The 19,517-nt window shown below is 69.8% G+C and carries 13 protein-coding genes; 10 read left to right on the top strand and 3 right to left on the bottom strand.

Annotated features, from left to right (window positions below):
* Positions 1-167 precede the first annotated feature (167 nt).
* The 9 genes from GQ57_RS05555 (at position 168) to GQ57_RS05515 (ending at position 14,738) form a co-directional block, all read left to right on the top strand.
* Positions 168-587 carry a DoxX family protein gene (locus tag GQ57_RS05555; RefSeq protein ID WP_031403109.1) on the top strand — a complete coding sequence of 140 codons (420 nt, stop codon included), beginning with the start codon at positions 168-170 and terminating at the stop codon, positions 585-587.
* Positions 588-649: 62 nt separating this feature from the next.
* A complete protein-coding gene (locus GQ57_RS05550; protein ID WP_031403110.1) occupies positions 650-1,756 on the top strand; it encodes a porin in 1,107 nt (368 codons plus the stop codon).
* Positions 1,757-2,209: 453 nt separating this feature from the next.
* Positions 2,210-2,665, top strand: a complete 456-nt coding sequence (bcsD, locus tag GQ57_RS05545; protein ID WP_031403111.1) for a cellulose biosynthesis protein BcsD — start codon at positions 2,210-2,212, stop codon at positions 2,663-2,665.
* A 74-nt stretch (positions 2,666-2,739) separates the two neighbouring features.
* On the top strand, positions 2,740-3,306 hold the full coding sequence (gene bcsP / locus GQ57_RS05540) for a cellulose biosynthesis protein BcsP (RefSeq protein WP_052001095.1): 567 nt from the start codon (positions 2,740-2,742) through the stop codon (positions 3,304-3,306).
* Complete coding sequence (gene bcsQ, locus GQ57_RS05535; RefSeq protein WP_031403113.1) at positions 3,303-4,091, top strand: cellulose biosynthesis protein BcsQ; 789 nt, start codon at positions 3,303-3,305, stop codon at positions 4,089-4,091. Before bcsP ends, bcsQ begins: the two co-directional genes overlap by 4 nt.
* Complete coding sequence (bcsA, locus tag GQ57_RS05530; RefSeq protein WP_031403114.1) at positions 4,088-6,298, top strand: UDP-forming cellulose synthase catalytic subunit; 2,211 nt, start codon at positions 4,088-4,090, stop codon at positions 6,296-6,298. Before bcsQ ends, bcsA begins: the two co-directional genes overlap by 4 nt.
* A 100-nt stretch (positions 6,299-6,398) precedes the next feature.
* A complete protein-coding gene (gene bcsB / locus GQ57_RS05525; RefSeq protein ID WP_235215026.1) occupies positions 6,399-8,801 on the top strand; it encodes a cellulose biosynthesis cyclic di-GMP-binding regulatory protein BcsB in 2,403 nt (800 codons plus the stop codon).
* Between the two features lies 1 nt (position 8,802).
* Positions 8,803-10,008, top strand: coding sequence for a cellulose synthase complex periplasmic endoglucanase BcsZ (bcsZ, locus tag GQ57_RS05520; RefSeq protein ID WP_034197316.1), 1,206 nt, complete (start codon positions 8,803-8,805; stop codon positions 10,006-10,008).
* Positions 10,005-14,738, top strand: coding sequence for a cellulose synthase subunit BcsC-related outer membrane protein (locus tag GQ57_RS05515; protein WP_235215024.1), 4,734 nt, complete (start codon positions 10,005-10,007; stop codon positions 14,736-14,738). The genes bcsZ and GQ57_RS05515 overlap by 4 nt, the downstream gene beginning before the upstream one ends.
* Positions 14,739-15,006: 268 nt before the next feature.
* Here the strand turns inward: GQ57_RS05515 and GQ57_RS05510 are convergent, their stop codons facing one another.
* The 3 genes from GQ57_RS05510 to GQ57_RS05500 form a co-directional block, all read right to left on the bottom strand.
* A complete protein-coding gene (locus tag GQ57_RS05510) occupies positions 15,007-15,555 on the bottom strand; it encodes a cysteine hydrolase family protein (RefSeq protein WP_031403118.1) in 549 nt (182 codons plus the stop codon).
* Between the two features lie 229 nt (positions 15,556-15,784).
* Complete coding sequence (locus tag GQ57_RS05505; RefSeq protein WP_034197315.1) at positions 15,785-17,104, bottom strand: MFS transporter; 1,320 nt, start codon at positions 17,102-17,104, stop codon at positions 15,785-15,787.
* A gap of 44 nt (positions 17,105-17,148) precedes the next feature.
* Positions 17,149-18,333, bottom strand: a complete 1,185-nt coding sequence (locus GQ57_RS05500; RefSeq protein ID WP_034197314.1) for a M20 aminoacylase family protein — start codon at positions 18,331-18,333, stop codon at positions 17,149-17,151.
* Positions 18,334-18,526: 193 nt separating this feature from the next.
* Between GQ57_RS05500 and GQ57_RS05495 the strand changes: the two genes are divergently transcribed.
* A complete protein-coding gene (locus tag GQ57_RS05495; RefSeq protein ID WP_031403121.1) occupies positions 18,527-19,429 on the top strand; it encodes a LysR substrate-binding domain-containing protein in 903 nt (300 codons plus the stop codon).
* Positions 19,430-19,517 lie beyond the last annotated feature (88 nt).

Below are 19,517 nucleotides of genomic sequence, written 5' to 3'. Positions count from 1 at the left end.
GGGGCGATCGCTGACAAGAGGAGGGGCGCAGCACATCGGGCGTTCACCCGATGCCGGTTGTTGGGGGGCGGGGCGGGCGGCGCAGGCGGCCGCCCGCCCCGGTTCGTTGGCAATCCGGTGCGCCGGGGGCGTTCCCGCGACGCGCATCGCTTTCGTTGATCGACACCATGACACCGAATCAACCGTTTCTCGCGTCCCAGCGCGATGTGCTGTTGCTGCTCGCCCGGATCCTGCTTGTCATCCTGTTCATGATGTTCGGCTGGAAGAAGATCGTCGACTTCCCCGGCACCATCGCGTTCATGGGTTCGGAAGGCGCGCCCGCGCCGATCGTCTCCGCCGCGATTTCCGTCGTGATGGAGCTGTTCGTCGGGATCGCGATCCTCGTCGGTTTCCAGACGCGGCCGCTCGCGCTGCTGCTGGCGCTCTATACGATCGGCACCGGCATCATCGGCCATCACTACTGGACGATGACGGGCGGCGAGCAGATCGACAACATGATTCATTTCTACAAGAACATCGCGATCTCCGGCGGCCTGCTCGCGCTTTGCGCGGCGGGCCCCGGCCGTTTTTCGGTCGATCGCGGATAAACGGACCCTGGGCGCGCGCATGGGGCGTGCGCCGGAAGGTCGAGACTCCGAGGGGCATCATTTTGCGACTCAAACATTTCGCATGGCTGATCGCGGCTGCCACACCGGCGGCCGCTGTCGCGCAGACGAGCGTGACGCTGTACGGCCGCATCGACGGCGGCATCGAATACCTGAACCACATCGCGCAGCCGAACGGCGGCAGCGCGACGCGCTGGAGCGCCGAAAGCGGCGACTGGGGCACCAGCATGTTCGGGCTGAAGGGCTTCGAGGATCTCGGCGGCGGGATGGCGACGGTCTTCAACCTGGAAACCGCGTTCCAAGTGATGAACGGCCAGACGGGCGGCGGGCGCATGTGGTCGCGGCGCGCGTACGTCGGGCTGAAGAGCGACACGTGGGGCCAGCTGCAGGCCGGCCGCAACCTGTTCATCGACAGCGACGGCGTGTGGGAATTCGATCCGTTCGTGCAGCAGGCGTTTTCGTCGGCATCGCTCGTGCGCGGCCGCAACTGGCAGCAGACCAGCAACAACGTCGAATATCACAGCCCGGTGATCGGCGGCTTCGACGTGCAGGCGCAATACGCGTTCGGCAACCAGTCGAGCGGGTTCAACTACGGCGCGTCCGGCGATTTCGGCCGCTCGGACGGGATCATGCTCTCGTACCACTCGCCGCTGCTCGACGTGCGCGGCATCTACGACGAACTGCGCGACAGCAACGGCAAGTTCAGCAACATCTTCACCGCGTCGCGCGAGTATTTCGTCGGTGCGAACGTGAAGGTGTCGAAGTTCAAGATCCAGGGCGCGTATACGCACTACCAGGCGCCGGACAGTCCGGTGGGCGTCGCCGACCGGGCCGATCACTACTGGCTCGGCGCGACCTATTCGGCCACCCCGCAATGGGCGGTGACGGGCGGCGGCTATTACGTGAAGGTCGGCGACGGCGGCGGCGATGCATCGCACGATCCGTCGGGCCACGCGATGATGTATGTGCTTGGCACTACGTACAATCTGTCGAAGCGTACGTTCGTGTACGGCACGGTTGCGTACGTGCGCAACGGCGGCAACTCGAACTTCTCGCTGCTCGCGACGCCGCGCGACGCGACGTCGGGTACGAGCCCGATGACGGGCGAGTCGCAGACGGGCGCGTATGTCGGGATGATGCACACGTTCTGAACACGGCGGGTCGCACCCGCCGGGGCGTACACGAAAAAGGCACGAACGTTCGACGTCCGTGCCTTTTTTCCTGGCCGGCGCGTTGGCGCCCGGCTTTGCAGGTCCAGGCGAGGAGGGGCGCGGCGCGCTGCTCGAGCACGCAATCCTCTGACGTTTTCGCCGGCCCGGCCCGCTGCCGTCCGTTGCGGCGGACGATCCGCATCGCGCTTGTCGCCGCACTGATGCGCCCCGCCAACGTTTGCGCGCACCGCTTGAACCTCGACAACGTTTGCCGTTGTTTTTTAAGGAAAAAAATTGATCTGAGTCAGACGACTTGCGCTAGAAAACGCTTGGCTATCTCTATATACTCCGCACCGCGTTTGACGGAAGTGCCTCCGTCAGTCGCGAAACATGGGCCGGATACCTGCCGGTGCGCCTGTTTCCCCTTCTTTTATCCCCGGGGACGTCTCATACATGACGAGTGTCATCGATCCGCTTCTCGATCAGCGTGTTTCCCCGCAATGGCGTGGCCTGCTCGGGGCGCTGGCGGCTGAATTCGAGGATCAACTGGGACACGACGAACTGCGTCAGTTGATGGCGCGGGTCGGTGCGCGTTTCGCGGCGGCGCATCCGCTGCGCGCGTGCGCGTCGACCACGGAACTGGCCGCCGCGCTGAATGCGCAGTGGCGCGACATCCAGTGGGGGTATGTCGAACTCGCCGACGAGCGCGATTGTTTGCGCATCACGCACTATGGCGCTCCGCTGCGGGCGTTCGGCGGCGGTGCGCTGGCGTGGGCGCCGGCTTTCCTGCAAGGCAGTTACCAGGGGTGGCTGACTGCGATGGGGGCGACCGATCTCGACGTCGTGCAGGCCGGCCCCGTCGACGACGACTACGCAATCGAATTCACGCTCGGGCGCGGCGCGCGCTGACGCGCATCGTTCGCGCCTGTCTCCGTAGTGCCTTATCTACTGTCCCCGAGCGGGACGATCGAGCCAACCGCGCCATGACCAGCTCACGGGATATCGAATCACTCTTCGCCCGCTTCGGCGGCAACGCAGGGGACTATCAGGAGGTTCGCGCGGAGGCGGAAGCCGTCGAGGCGCGCGCCCGCTGGCCGTTGCTCGGCGTGCTCGACCCGGTCGGGCAGCCCGGCATCGTCCCGTCCGGCGATACGCCGCCGCGCGCGCCGGCGTCCCGGCCGGTTTCCGGCATACGGATGGCCGCCGAACGCGCTCGCGAGGATGAGCGCGCACCTGCGCGCGCGCCTGCCGTCGCGCCCGCTGTTGCACCGGCTGTCGCGCCCGTCGTTGCACCCGCTGTTGCACCGGCCGCCGCACCGGCCGTTGCGGCCCCGCAGCCCGGGCCGCTCCTGAAGAAGCTGTTTGCCGCTGCGCCGGCGCCCGCGGCCGAGCCGGCCGCCGCGGATGCCGTGCCGCTCGAGCGCCTGTTCGATCGCCTGCGTGGCGGCCGCGCGCAGGGTGCGCCGGATGCCGCGCCGGGGCGCGACCGTGCCGGACAGCCGGCGGCGGACGGCGGCATGTGGTTCATCGGGGGAGTACGTCGGTCATGAAGGTCATCACGGTCGTTTCAGCGAAGGGCGGCGTCGGCAAGACCACGCTCGCGGCCAATCTGGCGTCGGTGCTCGCGGCCGGCGGCGAGCGCCATGTCGTCGCCGTCGATCTCGATCCGCAGAACGCGTTGCGCCTGCATTTCGGCGTGCCGCCCGATTCCGGCGACGGTCTTGCGCGGGCCGCCGTGAGCGGCGCGCCGTGGGCGTCGGCGATGGTCGACGGCATCGACGGCATCACGGTGCTGCCGTTCGGCACCGTCGACGAGGACGACCAGCGCGGCTTCGAGCGCCTGCTCGACCGCGATCCCGCGTGGTTCGCGCACGGCGTGGCGACGTTGTCGCTCGGCGCGGACGACATCGTCATCGTCGACACGCCGCCGGGCTCGTCGGCCTTCACGCGCGCGGCGCTCACCGCATCCCATTTCGCGGTGAACGTCGTGCTGCCGGATGCCGCGTCCTACGCCGCGATTCCGCAAATGCGGCGCATGATCGATGCGTATGCAGCGCCGCGCGCCGATTTCATCGGCGAAGGCTACGTCGTCAACCAGGTCGACCAGTCGCGCGAGCTGGGCCGCGACGTGTTGCGCGTGCTGCGCGACCGCCTGGGCGCGCAACTGTTCCGCGGCGTGATTCATGCGGACGAGGGCCTGCCCGAGTCGCTCGCGTGCCAGACGACGCTGCTCCATTACGATGCGCGTTCGCAAGCGGCCGCCGACCTCGATGCGTGCGGCGCCTGGTTGCTGCGCGAGATCGGGGCCACGGCGCCCTCCCGGAGCGCCGCATGAGCACTGCGCCGGCCGGGCCGTCGTCCGTTCCCCCGCGCCGTTCGTGGCTCGACCGTTTCGTCGACGCACGCCTCTGGCAGAGCCGCCCGTTCGCGGTGCTGCTGACGGCGTTTGCCGTCGCGTCGCTGTTCTTCGTCTTCACGGTGCCGTTCGACAATCCCGAGCAACTGGCGTTTGCGACCTGCTGCTTCGTGTGCGCGCTGCTGTTCCGCCGCATCGAGGGGCACTACGCGACACTCGTGATGATCATGCTGTCGGTCGTGACGTCGGGCCGCTACATGTACTGGCGGCTGACCGAGACGACGGTCTGGGCGCATCCGCTCGACGCCGTGTGGGGCATGCTGCTCGTCTCGGCCGAGCTGTATTCCGCCATCGTGCTGATGCTCGGCTATTTCCAGACGTCCTGGCCGCTCGGGCGCAAACCGGTGCCGATGCCCGCGTCGCGCGACGACTGGCCGACCGTCGACGTGTTCATCCCGACCTACAACGAGCCGCTGTCGGTCGTGAAGCCGACGATCTATGCGGCGCTCGCGCTCGACTATCCGGCGGACAAGCTGGCGATCCACGTGCTCGACGACGGCCGTCGCCCGGAATTCAAGGCGTTCTGCGAGGAAGTGGGCGTGCACTGGACGATTCGCGCGCACAACCGTCACGCGAAGGCCGGCAACATCAACGAGGCGCTCAAGATCACGCAGGGCGAATATCTCGCGATCTTCGACTGCGATCACATTCCGACCCGCTCGTTCCTGCAGATCGGCCTCGGCTGGTTCCTGCGCGACCGCGACCTGTCGATGCTGCAGACGCCGCACCATTTTTTCTCCGCCGATCCGTTCGAGCGCAACCTCGGCACGTTCCGCAAGGTGCCGAACGAAGGCGAGCTGTTCTACGGCCTCGTGCAGGACGGCAACGACCTGTGGAACGCGACGTTCTTCTGCGGTTCCTGCGCGCTGCTGCGCCGCTCGATGGTCGAGGAGATCGGCGGCATCGCCGTCGAGACGGTGACCGAGGACGCGCACACGGCACTCAAGCTGCACCGCCTCGGCTATACCACGGCCTATCTGTCGATCCCGCAGGCGGCCGGCCTCGCGACGGAGAGCCTGTCGGGCCACATCGGCCAGCGGATCCGCTGGGCGCGCGGCATGACGCAGATCTTCCGCATCGACAATCCGCTGCTGGGCAAGGGGCTGTCGATCGGGCAGCGGCTCTGCTACCTGAACGCGATGATGCACTTCTTCTACGGCGTGCCGCGTCTCATCTTCCTCACGGCGCCGCTGTCGTTCCTGTTCTTCGGCGCGCACGTGATCCAGGCGTCGGCGACGACGATCGCGCTGTATGCGCTGCCGCACGTGATGCACGCGAGCGTGACGAACTCGCGGATGCAGCGCGCGTTCCGTCATTCGTTCTGGGCGGAAGTCTACGAATCGGTGCTGGCGTCGTACATCACCGCGCCGACGCTGCTCGCGCTGATCAACCCGAAGCTCGGCAAGTTCAACGTGACGGCGAAGGGCGGCCGGATCGATTCCGATTACTTCGACTGGGCGATTTCGCGCCCGTACCTGGTCCTGCTGCTGCTGAACATGCTCGGCCTCGTCGCGGGGGCGGTGCATATCGGCCTGAACTGGCACGTTCACAGCGAGGTGCAGACGACGCTCCTCAACCTCGCATGGACCGGCTACAACGTGCTGATCCTCGGCGCGACGGTCGCGGCGGCCAACGAACGCCGGCAGGTGCGCGCGGCGCACCGCGTCGCGATGACGATTCCCGTGATGCTGCGCTTCGATACGGGCCGGACGCTGTCGTGCGAGACGATCGACTACTCCGAGGGCGGCGTGGGCGTGAAGCTGCCCGACGGGTTCGTCGTGCCGCTGAAGGCGAACGTGAAGGTATCGCTGTTCCGCGGCGCCGACGAATACGCGTTCCCCGCGACGGTCGAATACTCGGAGCCCGGGCGTATCGGCCTGCGATTCTCGGGGCTCAGCAAGGCGCAGGAATTCGACCTCGTGAAGACCACCTTCGCCCGCGCGGACGCGTGGACCGACTGGGCGGACGGCCGTCGCGCCGATTCGCCGCTGCGCGGCCTGGCGCACGTGCTGCGGGTCGGCGGGCGGGGCATCGGCGGACTGTTCTCGCTCCTGTACAGCGACGTGCGGGCACTATGCGCATCCCGCAGGAACAACAAGCGCATCACCGCAACGACAGATAACTAGACGTATGGCTAACAGGACGGGGAGAATGCCGCGCGTGCGCGGCATTCAAGGGGCGGGCGCGCGCCTGCCGGTGCCGGTGCGCGAGTCCGCCGGCGGATGGATGCGGTGGCGGGCGCGGGTGCGGCGCATGGTCGTGCCGCTCGCATGCTGGATGATCTGGCAGGCGGGCGCGGTGCCGCTCGCGCAGGCCGTCGAGGCGGCGCAGGCGGTGGGCGACGTGCCGCCGCCGTCGCCGGCGGGGCCGTTCTTTCCGGAGGCCGGGCGTCAGCCCGCGCTGGCGGAAAGCGCGCCGGTGCTGTCCGCCGATCAGCAGCGCCTGCTCGGCGTGCGGCGGCCGACGACCGCGAATCCCGGCACGCTGCTGCCGGGCGGGCGTCGCCAGGGCCTGACGTTCGCCGATTTCGGTGCGCTCGATCCGCTGCAGCTGCGCGGAACGGAAGGCCAGAACGGCGTGTCGTTCGCGGTGCGCAACGACGAGATCGTGACGGGCGCGGTGCTGCATCTCGTCTACAGCTATTCGCCCGCGCTGCTGCCCGAGCTGTCGCAGCTGAAGGTGCTCGTCAACGGCGAGGTGGCGGCGACGCTGCCGTTGCCGCAGGCGCAGGCCGGCACGACCGTGTCGCGCGACATCCCGATCGATCCGCGTTTCATCACCGAATACAACCACCTGAACCTGCAGCTGATCGGGCACTACACGCGCCGCTGCGAGGACCCGTCCAACTCGTCGCTGTGGGCGACCGTCAGCAATGCGAGCACGCTCGACCTGACCTACGCGTCGTTGCCGGCGAAGGCGGATCTGGGCGCGTTGCCCGCACCGTTCTTCGATCGCCGCGACGTGCGCCGGCTCGAGCTGCCGTTCGTGTTCGCCGCGCAGCCGGGCCGCGAGACGGTCGAGGCGGCGGGGATCGTCTCGTCGTGGTTCGGCGCGCTCGCCGGGTATCGCGGCGCGCTGTTCCCCGCGAGCGTCGGCCAGGTTCCGCCGTCGGGCAACGCGGTCGTGTTCGCGACGCCGGACGATCGCGTCGACGGCATCGCGCTGCCGCGCATCGACGGCCCGACCGTCGCCGTGGTCCCGCGTGACGCGCCCGCGCGCGGGCAAGTGCTGCTCGTGCTGGGCCGCAACGCCGCCGAACTCAGGACGGCCGCGACCGCGCTCGTGCTCGGCAAGAACGCGCTGAGCGGGTCCAGCGCCGCCGTCGGGCAATTGTCGGGCGTCGCGCCGCGCGTGCCGTACGACGCGCCGAACTGGCTGTCGTCGACGCGTCCCGTGCGCCTCGGCGAGCTGCTCGACGAGCGCGCGCTGAGCGTGACCGGATACGACGGCGACGCGGTGCGGGTCAACCTGCGGGTGCCGCCGGACCTGTTCATGTGGAACACCCGCGGCGCGCCGCTCGATCTGCGCTACCGCTACACGGTGCGGCCGTTTCCCGATCGCTCGTCGCTGAACGTCAGCGTGGGCGACACGTTCGTGAAGTCGCTGCCGATTCCCGCGCGCGACGCGTCCCGTTTCAGCCTCGGTCACTACCTGCAGCGGATCGCCGCGGACGGCACCGGCGCCGAACGCTACCGCGTCGACGTGCCGCCGCCGCTGCTGACGCCGCGCGCGCAACTGCGCCTGCATTTCTACTACGACATCCCGAACACCGGCGAATGCGCGGGCCGGCTGCTGCAGAACGTGCAGGGCGCGATCGATCCGGACTCGACGATCGACGTGTCCTCGTTCCCGCACTACAAGGCGATGCCCGACCTCGCCGCGTTCGCGAACAGCGGGTTCCCGTTCACGCGGATGGCCGACCTGTCCGGCACGGCGGTCGTGCTGCCCGACGATCCGGGCGCCGGCGTGTACGGCCTGTTCCTGCTCGAAATGGGCCGGATGGGCGCGTCGACCGGCTACCCGGTCACGGGCGTGAGCGTGACGGATGCGGCCGGCGTCGACGCGCTCGCGGACAAGGACCTGCTCATCCTCGGCGCGCCGGGCAAGCAGCCGCTCCTCAAGCGCTTTGCGAAGGCGATGCCGTTTTCCGGCGACGGCGAGCGCAGCACGTTCGCGCTGACCGACCTGGTGTTCCGCGTCAAGGACGCGTGGCGCGGCGCGCAGGAAACCGAGCCCACCCCGACGCGCGCGGACCTGTCGCTCGTCAGCGACCAGGAGAACGCGCTGATTGCCGGGTTCGAGTCGCCGCTGCACGCGGCGCGCAGCGCGGTCGCGCTGGTCAGCATGGCGGGCCGGTCGGACGAGGACCTGACGTCCGCGCTGCTCGACGCCGACATCCTGCCGGCGATCCAGGGCGGGATGGCGGTCATTCACGGGCGTTCGGTCACCGTGACCTCGAACGGGGATATTTACCACGTCGGGTCGCTGCCGCCGATCGCATACGTGCGCTGGGTGCTGTCGGCGCATCCGCTGTTGCTGCTGTTCGGCGGGCTGTTCGCCGCGCTCGTGATCGCGGCGCTGTTCTATCGTTTGCTGCGCTCGGTTGCCGCGCGCCGTCTCAAGGAATGACATGAGGGTTCGACTCGGGATTGCGCGGGATGGCCGCGTTTCGCGCGGCGCCCGGATCGTGCGGTGCGCCGCCGTGCTCGCCGGCGGCATCGCGGCCGCGTCGGCGCCGGCGCTTGCCGTCGAGCCGGCCGCGCAAGCGTGCGGGGAGTGGAGCGCCTACCGCGCGTTCGTCGATCGTTTCGTGCAGGCCGACGGCCGCGTGATCGACCATTCGACCGCGACGCAGCAGACCACGTCGGAAGGACAGTCGTACGCGATGTTCTTCGCGCTGGTGGCGAACGATCGCGCGACCTTCGACCGCCTGCTTGCATGGACGCGCACGAACCTGGCGGACAACCGCTTTTCCGGGGGCTCGGTACGCCTGCCCGCGTGGCAATGGGGCCGCAAGGCCGACGGAACGTACGGCGTGCTCGATCCGAACGCGGCCGCCGACGCCGACCTGTGGATCGCCTACGACCTGATCGAGGCGGGCCGGTTGTGGCGCGCAGCCGAATACACGGCGCTCGGCACGGCGCTGGCCGAGCAGGTCGCGCAGCACGAAGTGACGACGCTGCCCGGCTTCGGCGCGATGCTGCTGCCCGGGCCGACCGGCTTCGTGACGGACGGCACGACGCGACTCAACCCGAGCTATCTGCCGTTGCCGGTGTTGCGCGGCCTTGCCCGCGCGTTGCCGAACGGGCCGTGGGCCGAACTCGCACGCAATGCGCTGCGCATGGTGAAGGCCACCGCGCCGCAGGGCTACGCACCCGACTGGGCCGCGTGGCGCGCCGGGCAGTTCGTCGTCGATCCGCAGCATCGCGATCTCGGCAGTTACGACGCGATTCGCGTGTATCTGTGGGCGGGCCTCGCGTCGCCCGCCGATCCGCTCGCGAAACCGTGGCTCGCCGCCGTGCACGGCATGGGCGAGCGCGTCGCGCAAACGGGCGTGCCGCCCGAGAAGGTGGCCGTGACGAACGGAATCGGCACCGGGGAAGGGCCGCTGTCGTATTGGGGAGCGCTCGCGCCGTATTTCAAGGCGCGCGGCGACCAGCGCAGTCTCGCCGGCGCACGCGCCGTGCTCGCCGCGCTGGACGGCGCGCCGCAGGGCCATGAACCCGTGTACTACGACCGCGTGATGGGGCTGTTCGGCGCGGGCGCGATCGACGGGCGCTATCGCTTCGATGCGAACGGCGCGCTGATCCCGGCGTGGAGGGCGACATGCGAATGATGTCGCACAGACGGTCGCGCGCGGCCGTGACGGGCCGTTCGGCCGGGCGCGGGCGTGCCCGCACGGGCGTGCGAGCGCTGGCCGCCGGCCTCGCGCTCGCGGGGCTCGCGGCGCTTGCACTGCCGCCCGCCGCGCATGCGGCCGGCGATCCGCTCAAGGTGCTGATCGACCAGGGCAAGTACTGGCAGGCGCGCGGGCGCGGCGATCTTGCCGAGCAGGCGTGGAAGAAGGTGCTGAGCCTCGACCCGAATCAGCCGGATGCGCTGTTCGGGATGGGCATGGTGCTCGCCGACCGCAAGGACGGCGGCGCACGGCGTTATCTGGAGCGGCTGCGCCAGGTGGCGCCGAACGATGCGCGTCTCGGGGAGCTGGGCCGCCGTCTTGGCGAGACCGGCCCGCACGACCAGGAACTCAACGATGCGCGGCGCCTTGCGCAGATGGGCCGCAGCGCGTCGGCGGTGCAGGAATACCAGCGGGCGTTGCAGGGCGCGCCGTCCTCTCCGGAACTGCGTCTCGAGTATTACCAGGCGCTCGCGGCGACGCCGAGCGGCTGGGACGAGGCGCGGCGCGGGCTCGAGCAGCTCGCGCGCGACAACCGCGACGATCCGCGCTATGCGCTCGCCTATGCGCAACACCTGACGTATCGCGACGCCATGCGTCGCGACGGCATCGCGCGTCTCGAACAACTGGCGAACGATCCGGCGGTCGGCGCGAAGGCGCGGCAGAGCTGGCGGCAGGCGCTGCTCTGGCTGGCCGCGCGGCCGTCCGATCAGGCGCGCTACGAGGCCTACCTGAAAGCCGTTCCCGACGATCCCGCCGTTCGCGCGCGTTTCGACGGCATGGTGCGGCAAGGGCAGACCGACCGCGAGCACGCGCAGGAAACGGCGCAGAACGATGCGCGCGGCAGGACGGTCGCCGACGGTTTCGCGGCGCTCGATCGCGACGATCTCGCGACGGCGCGCGACCGTTTCAGCAGCGTGCTCGCGGCGGCGCCGAACAACGGCGACGCGCTGGGCGGCATGGGTATCGTCGAGCTGAAGCAGGAACATTTTCCGCAGGCGCGCAGCTATCTCGAACGCGCGTCGCGCGCAGGCAACCCGGCGCGCTGGCGGAGCGCACTGACGAGCGCGACGTACTGGACGTATACGAGCGACGCGCTCGGCGCGCAGAGCAACGGCGATTTCGCGAAGGCGAAGTCGCTGTACGAGCGCGCGATCGCGCTGAATCCGTCCGACATCACGGCACAGGTGCTGCTGGGCGACGGCCTGCTGGCGAATCGCGATCCGGCCGGCGCGGAGCAGGCTTACCGCATGGCGTTGCGCCGTCAGGCCGACAGCCCCGACGCGATTCGCGGGCTGGTCGGCGCGCTCGCCGCGCAGGGGCGCGGCGACGAGGCGCTGCAGTTCGCGAACCAGCTGACGGTCGGGCAGCAGCAGAAGGCGGGCGGCGCGGACCGGCTGCGCCGGACGGCCGAAGCGGCGCAGGCGCGCGCGGCCGAGGCGCGCGGCGATCTGGGCACGGCGCGCAGCCTCTTCGAGGATGCGCTCGCCGGCAGTCCCGACGATCCGTGGCTGCGGCTCGATCTTGCGCGGGTCTACGTGCGGCAGGGCGCGATCGCGTCCGCGCGGAGCATCATGGACGGCCTGCTCGCGAGCCATCCCGACATGGCGGACGGGCTGTACGCGAGCGCGCTGCTCGCCGAGCAGACGCGCGAATGGTCGGCGGGCCTCCAGAACCTCGACCGCATCCCCGTCGCGCAACGCACGGCGGCGATGACGGCCTTGCAGCACCGGCTCTGGGTCGGGCAGCAGGTCGATCTCGCGACCCGGCTGGCGCGCCGCGGCCAGCGCCAGCAGGCGCTCGCGATGCTCGCCAACGCCGAAGGCGTCGCGGCGGGAACGCCGTCGCTCGCCGCGGTCCTGGCGGGCGGTTATGTTGCCGCGGGCGATCCGCAGCGCGGACTCTGGCTGGTTCGGCAGGCCCTGTCGGCCGCGCCCGGCGATACCGGCCTCCAGCTGCGGTACGCGGGTATCCTGCTCGCGGGCCATCAGGACGCGCTGCTGGGCGACGTGATGCGGCGCCTGTCGGCGATGTCGTTCACGCCGGAGCAGCGGGTCGATTTCGAGAACCTCAACCTGGCGATCGTGGTGCGCCAGGCCGATGCCGTGCGGACCCGGGGCGACCTTGCCGGCGGCTACGCGGTGATCGCGCCGTGGCTGGCCGCGATGCCCGACAACCCCGATCTGCAGGCGGCGCTGGCGCGTCTCTACACGTCGGCGGGCGATGCGGCGAACGCGCTCAAGTGCTATCAGACGGCGCTGGCGCGCCGGCCCGACGATCTCGGCCTGCTGACCGCCGCAACCTATGCGGCGAGCGGCGCGAAAGCCTGGCGCGACGGCGAGCGCTACGTGACGGCCGCGCTGGAGGCCGCGCCGGACGATCCGGACGTCCTGGCCGCCGCCGGCCGGTTCTATCGCGCCGAAGGCAAGCTGTCGGCCGCCGCGCTGTATCTGAAACGCTCGCTGCTCGCGAGCACCACGCCGCCGCCTGCGCCCGTCGCGCCGAGGGCCAATGTGCCGCGCGGCTGGGAGGCGGCGATGCAGCGAATCGGCGCGAACCCGCTGCCGGGCACCAATCCGTTCGAAGGCAAGACGGCGGTCGACGTCGGCGGCGGCGCCGCCACGCCCGCCGACGGCGCGCGCCCGTCGGCGCTGCTGCCTGCCGCCCCTTCGTGGTCCACTCTTTCGCTTCCCGCCCAGACCGTGCCGTATTCGATGCCGCCCGCGCCACCCGCGCCTTACGTGACGCCCGCTGTCGCGCCATCCGGCGGGCAGCCCGCCGCGCCTTCCGCTTATCCGTCCGGGAACGCGCCCGAGCGGCGGTCCGGCGTGTCGCCGTCGGCCGGCGTCGACACGAGCGGCTACGGGCAGGCGAGCGACGGCGGCGGCGAAAGCGGCGGGCCGCCGGCCGCGCAGCCCTATACGCCGTATTCGTCGGTTCCGCCTTATCCGCAGCAGGCCGCCGCGCCTGCGGCCTATCCGGCGCAGGGCGGCTATCCGGCGCCGCAAGACTATGCGGCGACGCCGTGGCCGATGTCGCCCGCCGCGCGTGCCGCGCAGACCGGAACGGATACGGCCGCGCCGGAGCGCACCCGCACGCGGAAGGCGACCAGGGCGGCGCAGTCTCGTCAGCCTGCGTATGCGCAGGGCTATGGGCAGACGTATCCGCAGCAAGGCTATCCGCAGCAGGGCTATCCGCAGCAAGGCTATCCGCAACAGGGCTACCCGCAGCAGGGCTATTCGCAACAGGGCTATTCGCAACAGGGCTATCCGCAGCAAGGCTACCCGCAGCAAAGCTACCCGCAACAGGCATATGGCCAGCCGTACACGCCGCAGCCGTATCCGGGCCAGGCAGGCGGCGCACCGACCTACATTCCGCAACCGCCGGCCGGGTACGCGCAGAGCTATGCGCCCGCACCCGCCGCGCGCGGCGGCACGGTCTCGGGCGACGCGAATGCGCAGACGCTCGGCGTGGCGGCCGAACTCGCGCAGGTGAATCGCGAACAGGCGAGCACGGTATCGGGCGGGCTCGTGTTCCGGAATCGCAGCGGCGAGGCCGGCCTGTCGAGCCTCACCGACATCGAGGCGCCGATCGAGGGACGCATCAGGGCCGGTAACGGCCACATCGTCGTCACCGCGACGCCGGTCACGCTCGATGCGGGCACCGCGACCCTCGACATCCCGACCTATGCGCGCTTCGGCTCCGGCCTGGCGAAAGCCCGGACGGGAACGTTCGGCGATCAGTCAGCGAGCGGCGTCGGCTTGTCGATCGGCTACGAGGGCAAGCAGCTGAAGGCGGACGTCGGCACGTCGCCGATCGGCTTCCCGTACCAGAACATCGTGGGCGGCGTGCAGTACGACGGCGGCATCACGGACAAGGTGACCTACTCGCTCGCGGTGACGCGCCGCGCGGTGACCGACAGCGTGCTGTCGTACGCCGGCGCGCGCGACGCCGGCTCGGGCCTCAAGTGGGGCGGCGTGACGAAGAGCGGCGCGCGGGCGTCGCTGAGCTGGGACGACGGCACGAGCGGGCTGTATGTCAACGGCGAATTCAACTACTACGACGGGCATCACGTCGAGCGCAACTACTCGGGCAAGGGCGGCGGCGGCGCGTATACGCGCTTCTATCAGGATGCCAACCAGACGTTTACCGCCGGCATCAATGCGACATGGATGCGGTTCAGCAGCAACCAGTCGTATTTCACGTACGGCCAGGGCGGCTACTTCAGCCCGCAGCAGTATGTGATCCTGAACCTTCCGATCGACTACTCGGGGCGCACGGGCGCATTCACGTATCAGGTCAACGGCTCGATCGGCGTGCAGCACTACCGCGAGAACGCCGTGCCGTATTTCCCGCTCGACCCGTTGATGCAATCGTCGGCCGCGGCCAATGCGGCGGCTATCACCAACGCGCTGCCGGTGACGCTCGATCCGGGCGCGGTCTATCCGGGGCAGAGCAAGACCGGTATCGCATATTCGATCGCCGGGCGCGGCGAGTACCAGCTCGCCTCGCAGCTCGCGGTAGGGGCGGCGGCGTCGTTCGGCAATGCGTATCAATATCGCGAGTGGGTCGCCGCGGTCTACCTGCGCTACAGCTTCACGCCGCAGGTCGGGCTGCAGCCGTTTCCGCCGAGAGTGTTCACTTCGCCGTATCTCGCCGGCCAGGATTGAACCGCCGAGCAGTCGGGCAGGCGAAGCGTGACGCATGACGTGTCACGTTTCACGTAGGCGGGCGGACGGGGTGCTTCGACGGGCCTGCGGCCGCGCCGTCCGGCGTGCGCTCCGAAGCGTTCGTCGAGCGCATGCACGACCCTGTGCGCGGCGAGACGGCGCATCGCCGATCGCGTCGGTCGCTTTCCGGCGCAGCGCGCGATGGTCGCGCGCCCGTCGCCGCATCGGGCGGTCGTGCCAGGCTGTGTATCGGCGGTCGGGCCAGCCGTCAGCCGTTGAACTCGCAGCTGTCGGTCGTCGTCAGCGTCGCAAACGGGCCGCCGAGCGTCGCGTTGTGGTGCGCAACGATCTGTTCGGCCGGCAGGGCCGGCGTATCCATGCAGGTGTGCGCGTCGGTCACGAGCACCGCGCGAAAGCCGTGATCGGCCGCCGCGCGGCAGGCCGTGTCGACGCAGTACTGGGTTTTCATGCCCGCGACGACGATCTCGCCGATGCCGGCCGCATGCAGCCATTCGGCGAGCTGCGTGCCCGCGAAACAGCTCGATCGCGACTTGTCGAACACGACGTCGCGCGCCGGATCGATCGCGAGGGCCGGCAGCAGTGCGGTCAGCGGCGTGCCGGGCGCAATCGGCGAACCGGCGGGCCCGGTGTGACGCACGGCGAACACCGGGGCGCCGGCCTCATGTGCACGACCGATCAACCGGTTGATGTTCGCGAGCACGCGCTCGCCGTCGTACGGACGCTCGGGGCCGTGAAACAGGCCGACCTGCATGTCGATGACGAGCAGGGCGCGTTTCGGGGAAGGGGCTGCGGACATGGTGTTTCTCCTGAGTGGCCGGTACGGACGGAGAAACGACAAGACCCCGTCCGGAACCGGCGGGGCCTGTGAGGGATTGCGCTACGACCTTGCGCGCACTCGCCGCACGAGCCCGCCGAAGGCGGTCGTGCGCGTCGTGGTCGAGGAGGAGGTCGTGGTATGGCGCATGCAGCGATCATGCCCGATCCGGGCCGGCCGCGTCAATCGCGCGGCGCGCGTCGGCCGCGGCTCAGTCGAGTGCCTTCCCGGCCTTTTCGTCCATGCAGCGCAGGGCGAGCAGCGTCATCGCGCCGCAGCCGATCGCATACCACGCGGGCGCGTTCGCGTTGCCGGTCGCCGCGATCAGCCACGTGACGAAGAATTGCGCGAAGCCGCCGAAGATCGCGACGCCGACGCTGTACACGAGCGCGCCGCCGGTGGCGCGCACCGCACGCGGGAACAGTTCGCCCAGCATCGCGCCGGTCGCGCCGATGTTGATCGCGTGCACGATCGACAGCGCGGCGATGATCGACAGCAGCGACGTGGCGCCCGGCCAGCGGTTCAGCGCGACGAACGCCGGATAGATCGCGGCCATCAGCACGACGCGCGTCCACCAGACGATCCGGTTGCGCCCGTACACGTCGGACAGGTGGCCGCCGAGCGGCGTCACCAGCATCAGGATCGCGCCGGCGACGCAGCCGGCCGTCATCGACAGCCAGGTCGGCAGGTGCAGCACCTGCACGCCGTAGATCGCCATGTAGAACACGATGATGTAGTGGATCGACGTGCCGCCGATCGTCACGCCGAGGCCCGCGAACACGGCCTTGCCGTGATGGCGCAGCACGTCGGCGAGCGGCAGCGACGCGACCGGTTCGTCGTGCACGGCGGCGGGCGCGGCGGCCGGCACCTCCTCGACGGTGCGGCGCAGCCAGTAGCCGAGCGGCACGAACAGCGTGCCGATGACGAACGGGACGCGCCAGCCCCAGCTTTCGAGTTGCGCGGCATTCAGCGTCGACGTCAGCGCGACGCCCGTCAGCGCGCCGGCAAGTGCGGCGAGCCCCTGGCTGGAGAACTGGAACGATGCGTAGAAACCGCGGCGGTGCTGCGGCGCCTGTTCGAGCAGCAGCGTCGTCGACGCGCCGACTTCGCCGCCCGACGCGAACCCTTGCAGCAGGCGTGCGAGGACGAGCAGCAGCGGGGCGGCAAGGCCGATCTGCGCGAAGGTCGGCGCGACCGCGATCGTCGCGGTGCCGAGCGCCATCAGCAGCAGCGTGAGGATCATCGCCTTCTTGCGGCCGACGCGGTCGGCATACATGCCGATCACGAGCCCTCCGAGCGGGCGCGTGACGAAGCCGACGCCGAAGCTCGCGACCGCGAGCATCAGTTGTCCGAACGACGAATGCACGGGAAAGAACAGCTTGCCGATCAGGATGGCGAAGAAGCTGTAGACCGTGAAGTCGTAGAACTCGAGCGCATTGCCGACGGCGGCCGCCGCGATCAGGCGGCGTTTCTTCGCGGCGGCACGTGCATCGACCGGCGTGCCGGCGAGCGAAAGGGCGGACGTTTCCATGTGGGGCTCCCCCGGTTGGCGCGTAACGATGGGATGAAGGGCCGTCAGGCCGCGAGCCAGGCTTCGGCGACGCGAACCCAGTAGCTCGCGCCGATCGCGAGAATGTCGTCGTTGAAGTCGTAGCCGGGGTTGTGCACCATGCAGCCGCCCTTGCTGCCGACGCCGTTGCCGATGAACGCGTAGCAGCCGGGGCGGGCCTCGAGCATGAAGGCGAAATCCTCGCTGCCCATCAGCGGCGCGGCGTCGGTCTCGACCCGCTCGGCGCCGAGCATCTGGCGCGCGATGTCGGCCGCGAACGCGGTGGGTTCCGCGTGATTGACGAGCACCGGGTAGCCGTAGTCGTAGTCGACCTCCGCCGTGACGCCGAAGCTTTCCGCCTGGCCTTTCGCGAGTGCGTCGATGCGGCGCGCGAGCAGCGCGCGCACGTCGGCGTTCAGCGCGCGCACCGACAGTTTCATCACGACGGTTTCGGGAATGATGTTGAAGGTCTCGCCGGCCTGCACGCTGCCGACCGTGATCACGGCGGCCTGCTGCGCATCGACCTCGCGCGCGACGATCGTCTGCAGCGCGACCATGATGCTGCCGGCCGCCGACATCGGATCGCGCGCGAAATGCGGCATCGCGCCGTGGCCGCCGACCCCGCGCAGCGTGATCGTCACGCGGTCGGCCGACGCCATCGCGGCGCCGGTGCGAAAGGCCATGTCGCCGGCCGCGCGGCCCGGCATGTTGTGGATCGCGAAGATCGCGTCGCACGGGAAGCGCTCGAACAGGCCGTCGTCCATCATCGCCTTCGCGCCGCCGAAGTTTTCCTCCGCCGGCTGGAAGATCAGGTTCAGCGTGCCCGAGAATCGGCGCGACGCCGCGAGGTAGCGCGCCGCGCACAGCAGCATCGCGGTGTGGCCGTCGTGGCCGCACGCATGCATCTTGTTCGCATGGCGGCTGGCGTACGGCAGGCCCGTGGCTTCGGCGAGCGGCAGCGCGTCCATGTCGGCGCGCAGCCCGACCGTGCGCGCGCCTTGCCCTTCGCGCAACACGCCGACGACCCCCGTCTTGCCGATGCCGCGATGCACCTCGTATCCCCAGCCGGCGAGCAGTTCCGCGACGAGATCGCTCGTGAGCGTCTCTTCGAAAGCGAGTTCGGGATGCGCATGGATGCGGCGGCGCACCTCGACCAGCTCGGGGGCGATCTCGGCGATGCCGGGGATGACGGGGTTCACGGCTTGCAGCATGGTCTCTCCTGTGGGGGCAGTCGGGCGTTTGACGCGCATGTGACGACCAAGGATATAAATTTCTTTTGGGTACCAGAAGCTGATAAATTGCTTTGGTGCTCACCGTCGGTTGCCGCTCGGGAATACCCTGAACCGGCGTCTGGTCGGCGTGTGTCGCGCAGCATCGGGTTTCCACGGATCACGCATTGCCGCCATGAAATACCATCAGTTGAAAGCGTTCGTCACGGTCGCGGAAGAAGGGAGCATTCGCGCGGCCGCGCGGCGCCTGAACGTGTCGCCGGCGGCACTGACGAAGGCGGTCAAGGAACTGGAGATCGCGCTCGGCGTGTCGCTCGTCGTGCGCACCGCGCGCGGCGTGCAGCTCACCGCGTTCGGCCAGCAGTTGCAGGTGCGCGCGCGGCTGATCGTCGCCGAGATGCAGCGCGCGCGCGACGACATCGAACAGGCGCAGGGCGCGATGACGGGCTCCGTTGCCGCGGCGATCACGCCGGCCGCCGCGATGACGATCCTGCCCGATGCGTTTCGCGCGTTCCGGCGCCGCTTTCCGGTGGCGCGGGTCAACCTGATCGAAGGGTTTCCGGGCGTGGCGCTGCCGCGGCTGCACGACGGCTCGCTCGATTTCGCGGTGGCCGTCGTCGTGCCCGAACTGCTGGCGGCCGAGTTCGATCATGCGGAACTCTATGCGAGCCGGTCGCTGATCGTCGCGCGCAAGGGGCATCCGCTCGCGGCGGCCACGTCGCTCGCCGATCTCGTCGAGGCCGACTGGCTGATGAACCCGTCGCCGGAAAGCTCCACGCAGGTGCTGTTCAACGCGTTCGTCGCATACGGGCTGCCGGTGCCGGCGCGGGTCGTCGAATGTCCGAGCTTCGGGCTGGCGCGCAGCCTGATGGCCGGCTGCGACCTGATCGCGTCGATGCCCGAGCAGTTGCTGCAGGGCGAGTGGGCGCACGACCAGTTCGTGGTGCTGCCGATACGCGAGCGCCTGCCGGGCGTGTCGGTGCAGGTCGTCACGCGCCGCGACAGCCCGCTGACGCCGGCCGCGGCGATGCTGCTCGACTGCCTGCGCGATTCCGCGCGGCGCAAGGGGCTGCGATGAGCATGCGTCGCCTGCGGATCGCATCGTTGTCGTGACGATTTTTCACCCGCGGCCGCTCCGGCGACACGCCGTTCAGGCTTGCGCGGCG

Source organism: Burkholderia sp. MSh2 (assembly GCF_000731655.1).
Classification (GTDB): domain Bacteria; phylum Pseudomonadota; class Gammaproteobacteria; order Burkholderiales; family Burkholderiaceae; genus Burkholderia; species Burkholderia paludis.
This window is presented reverse-complemented; position numbering and strand designations above follow the sequence as displayed.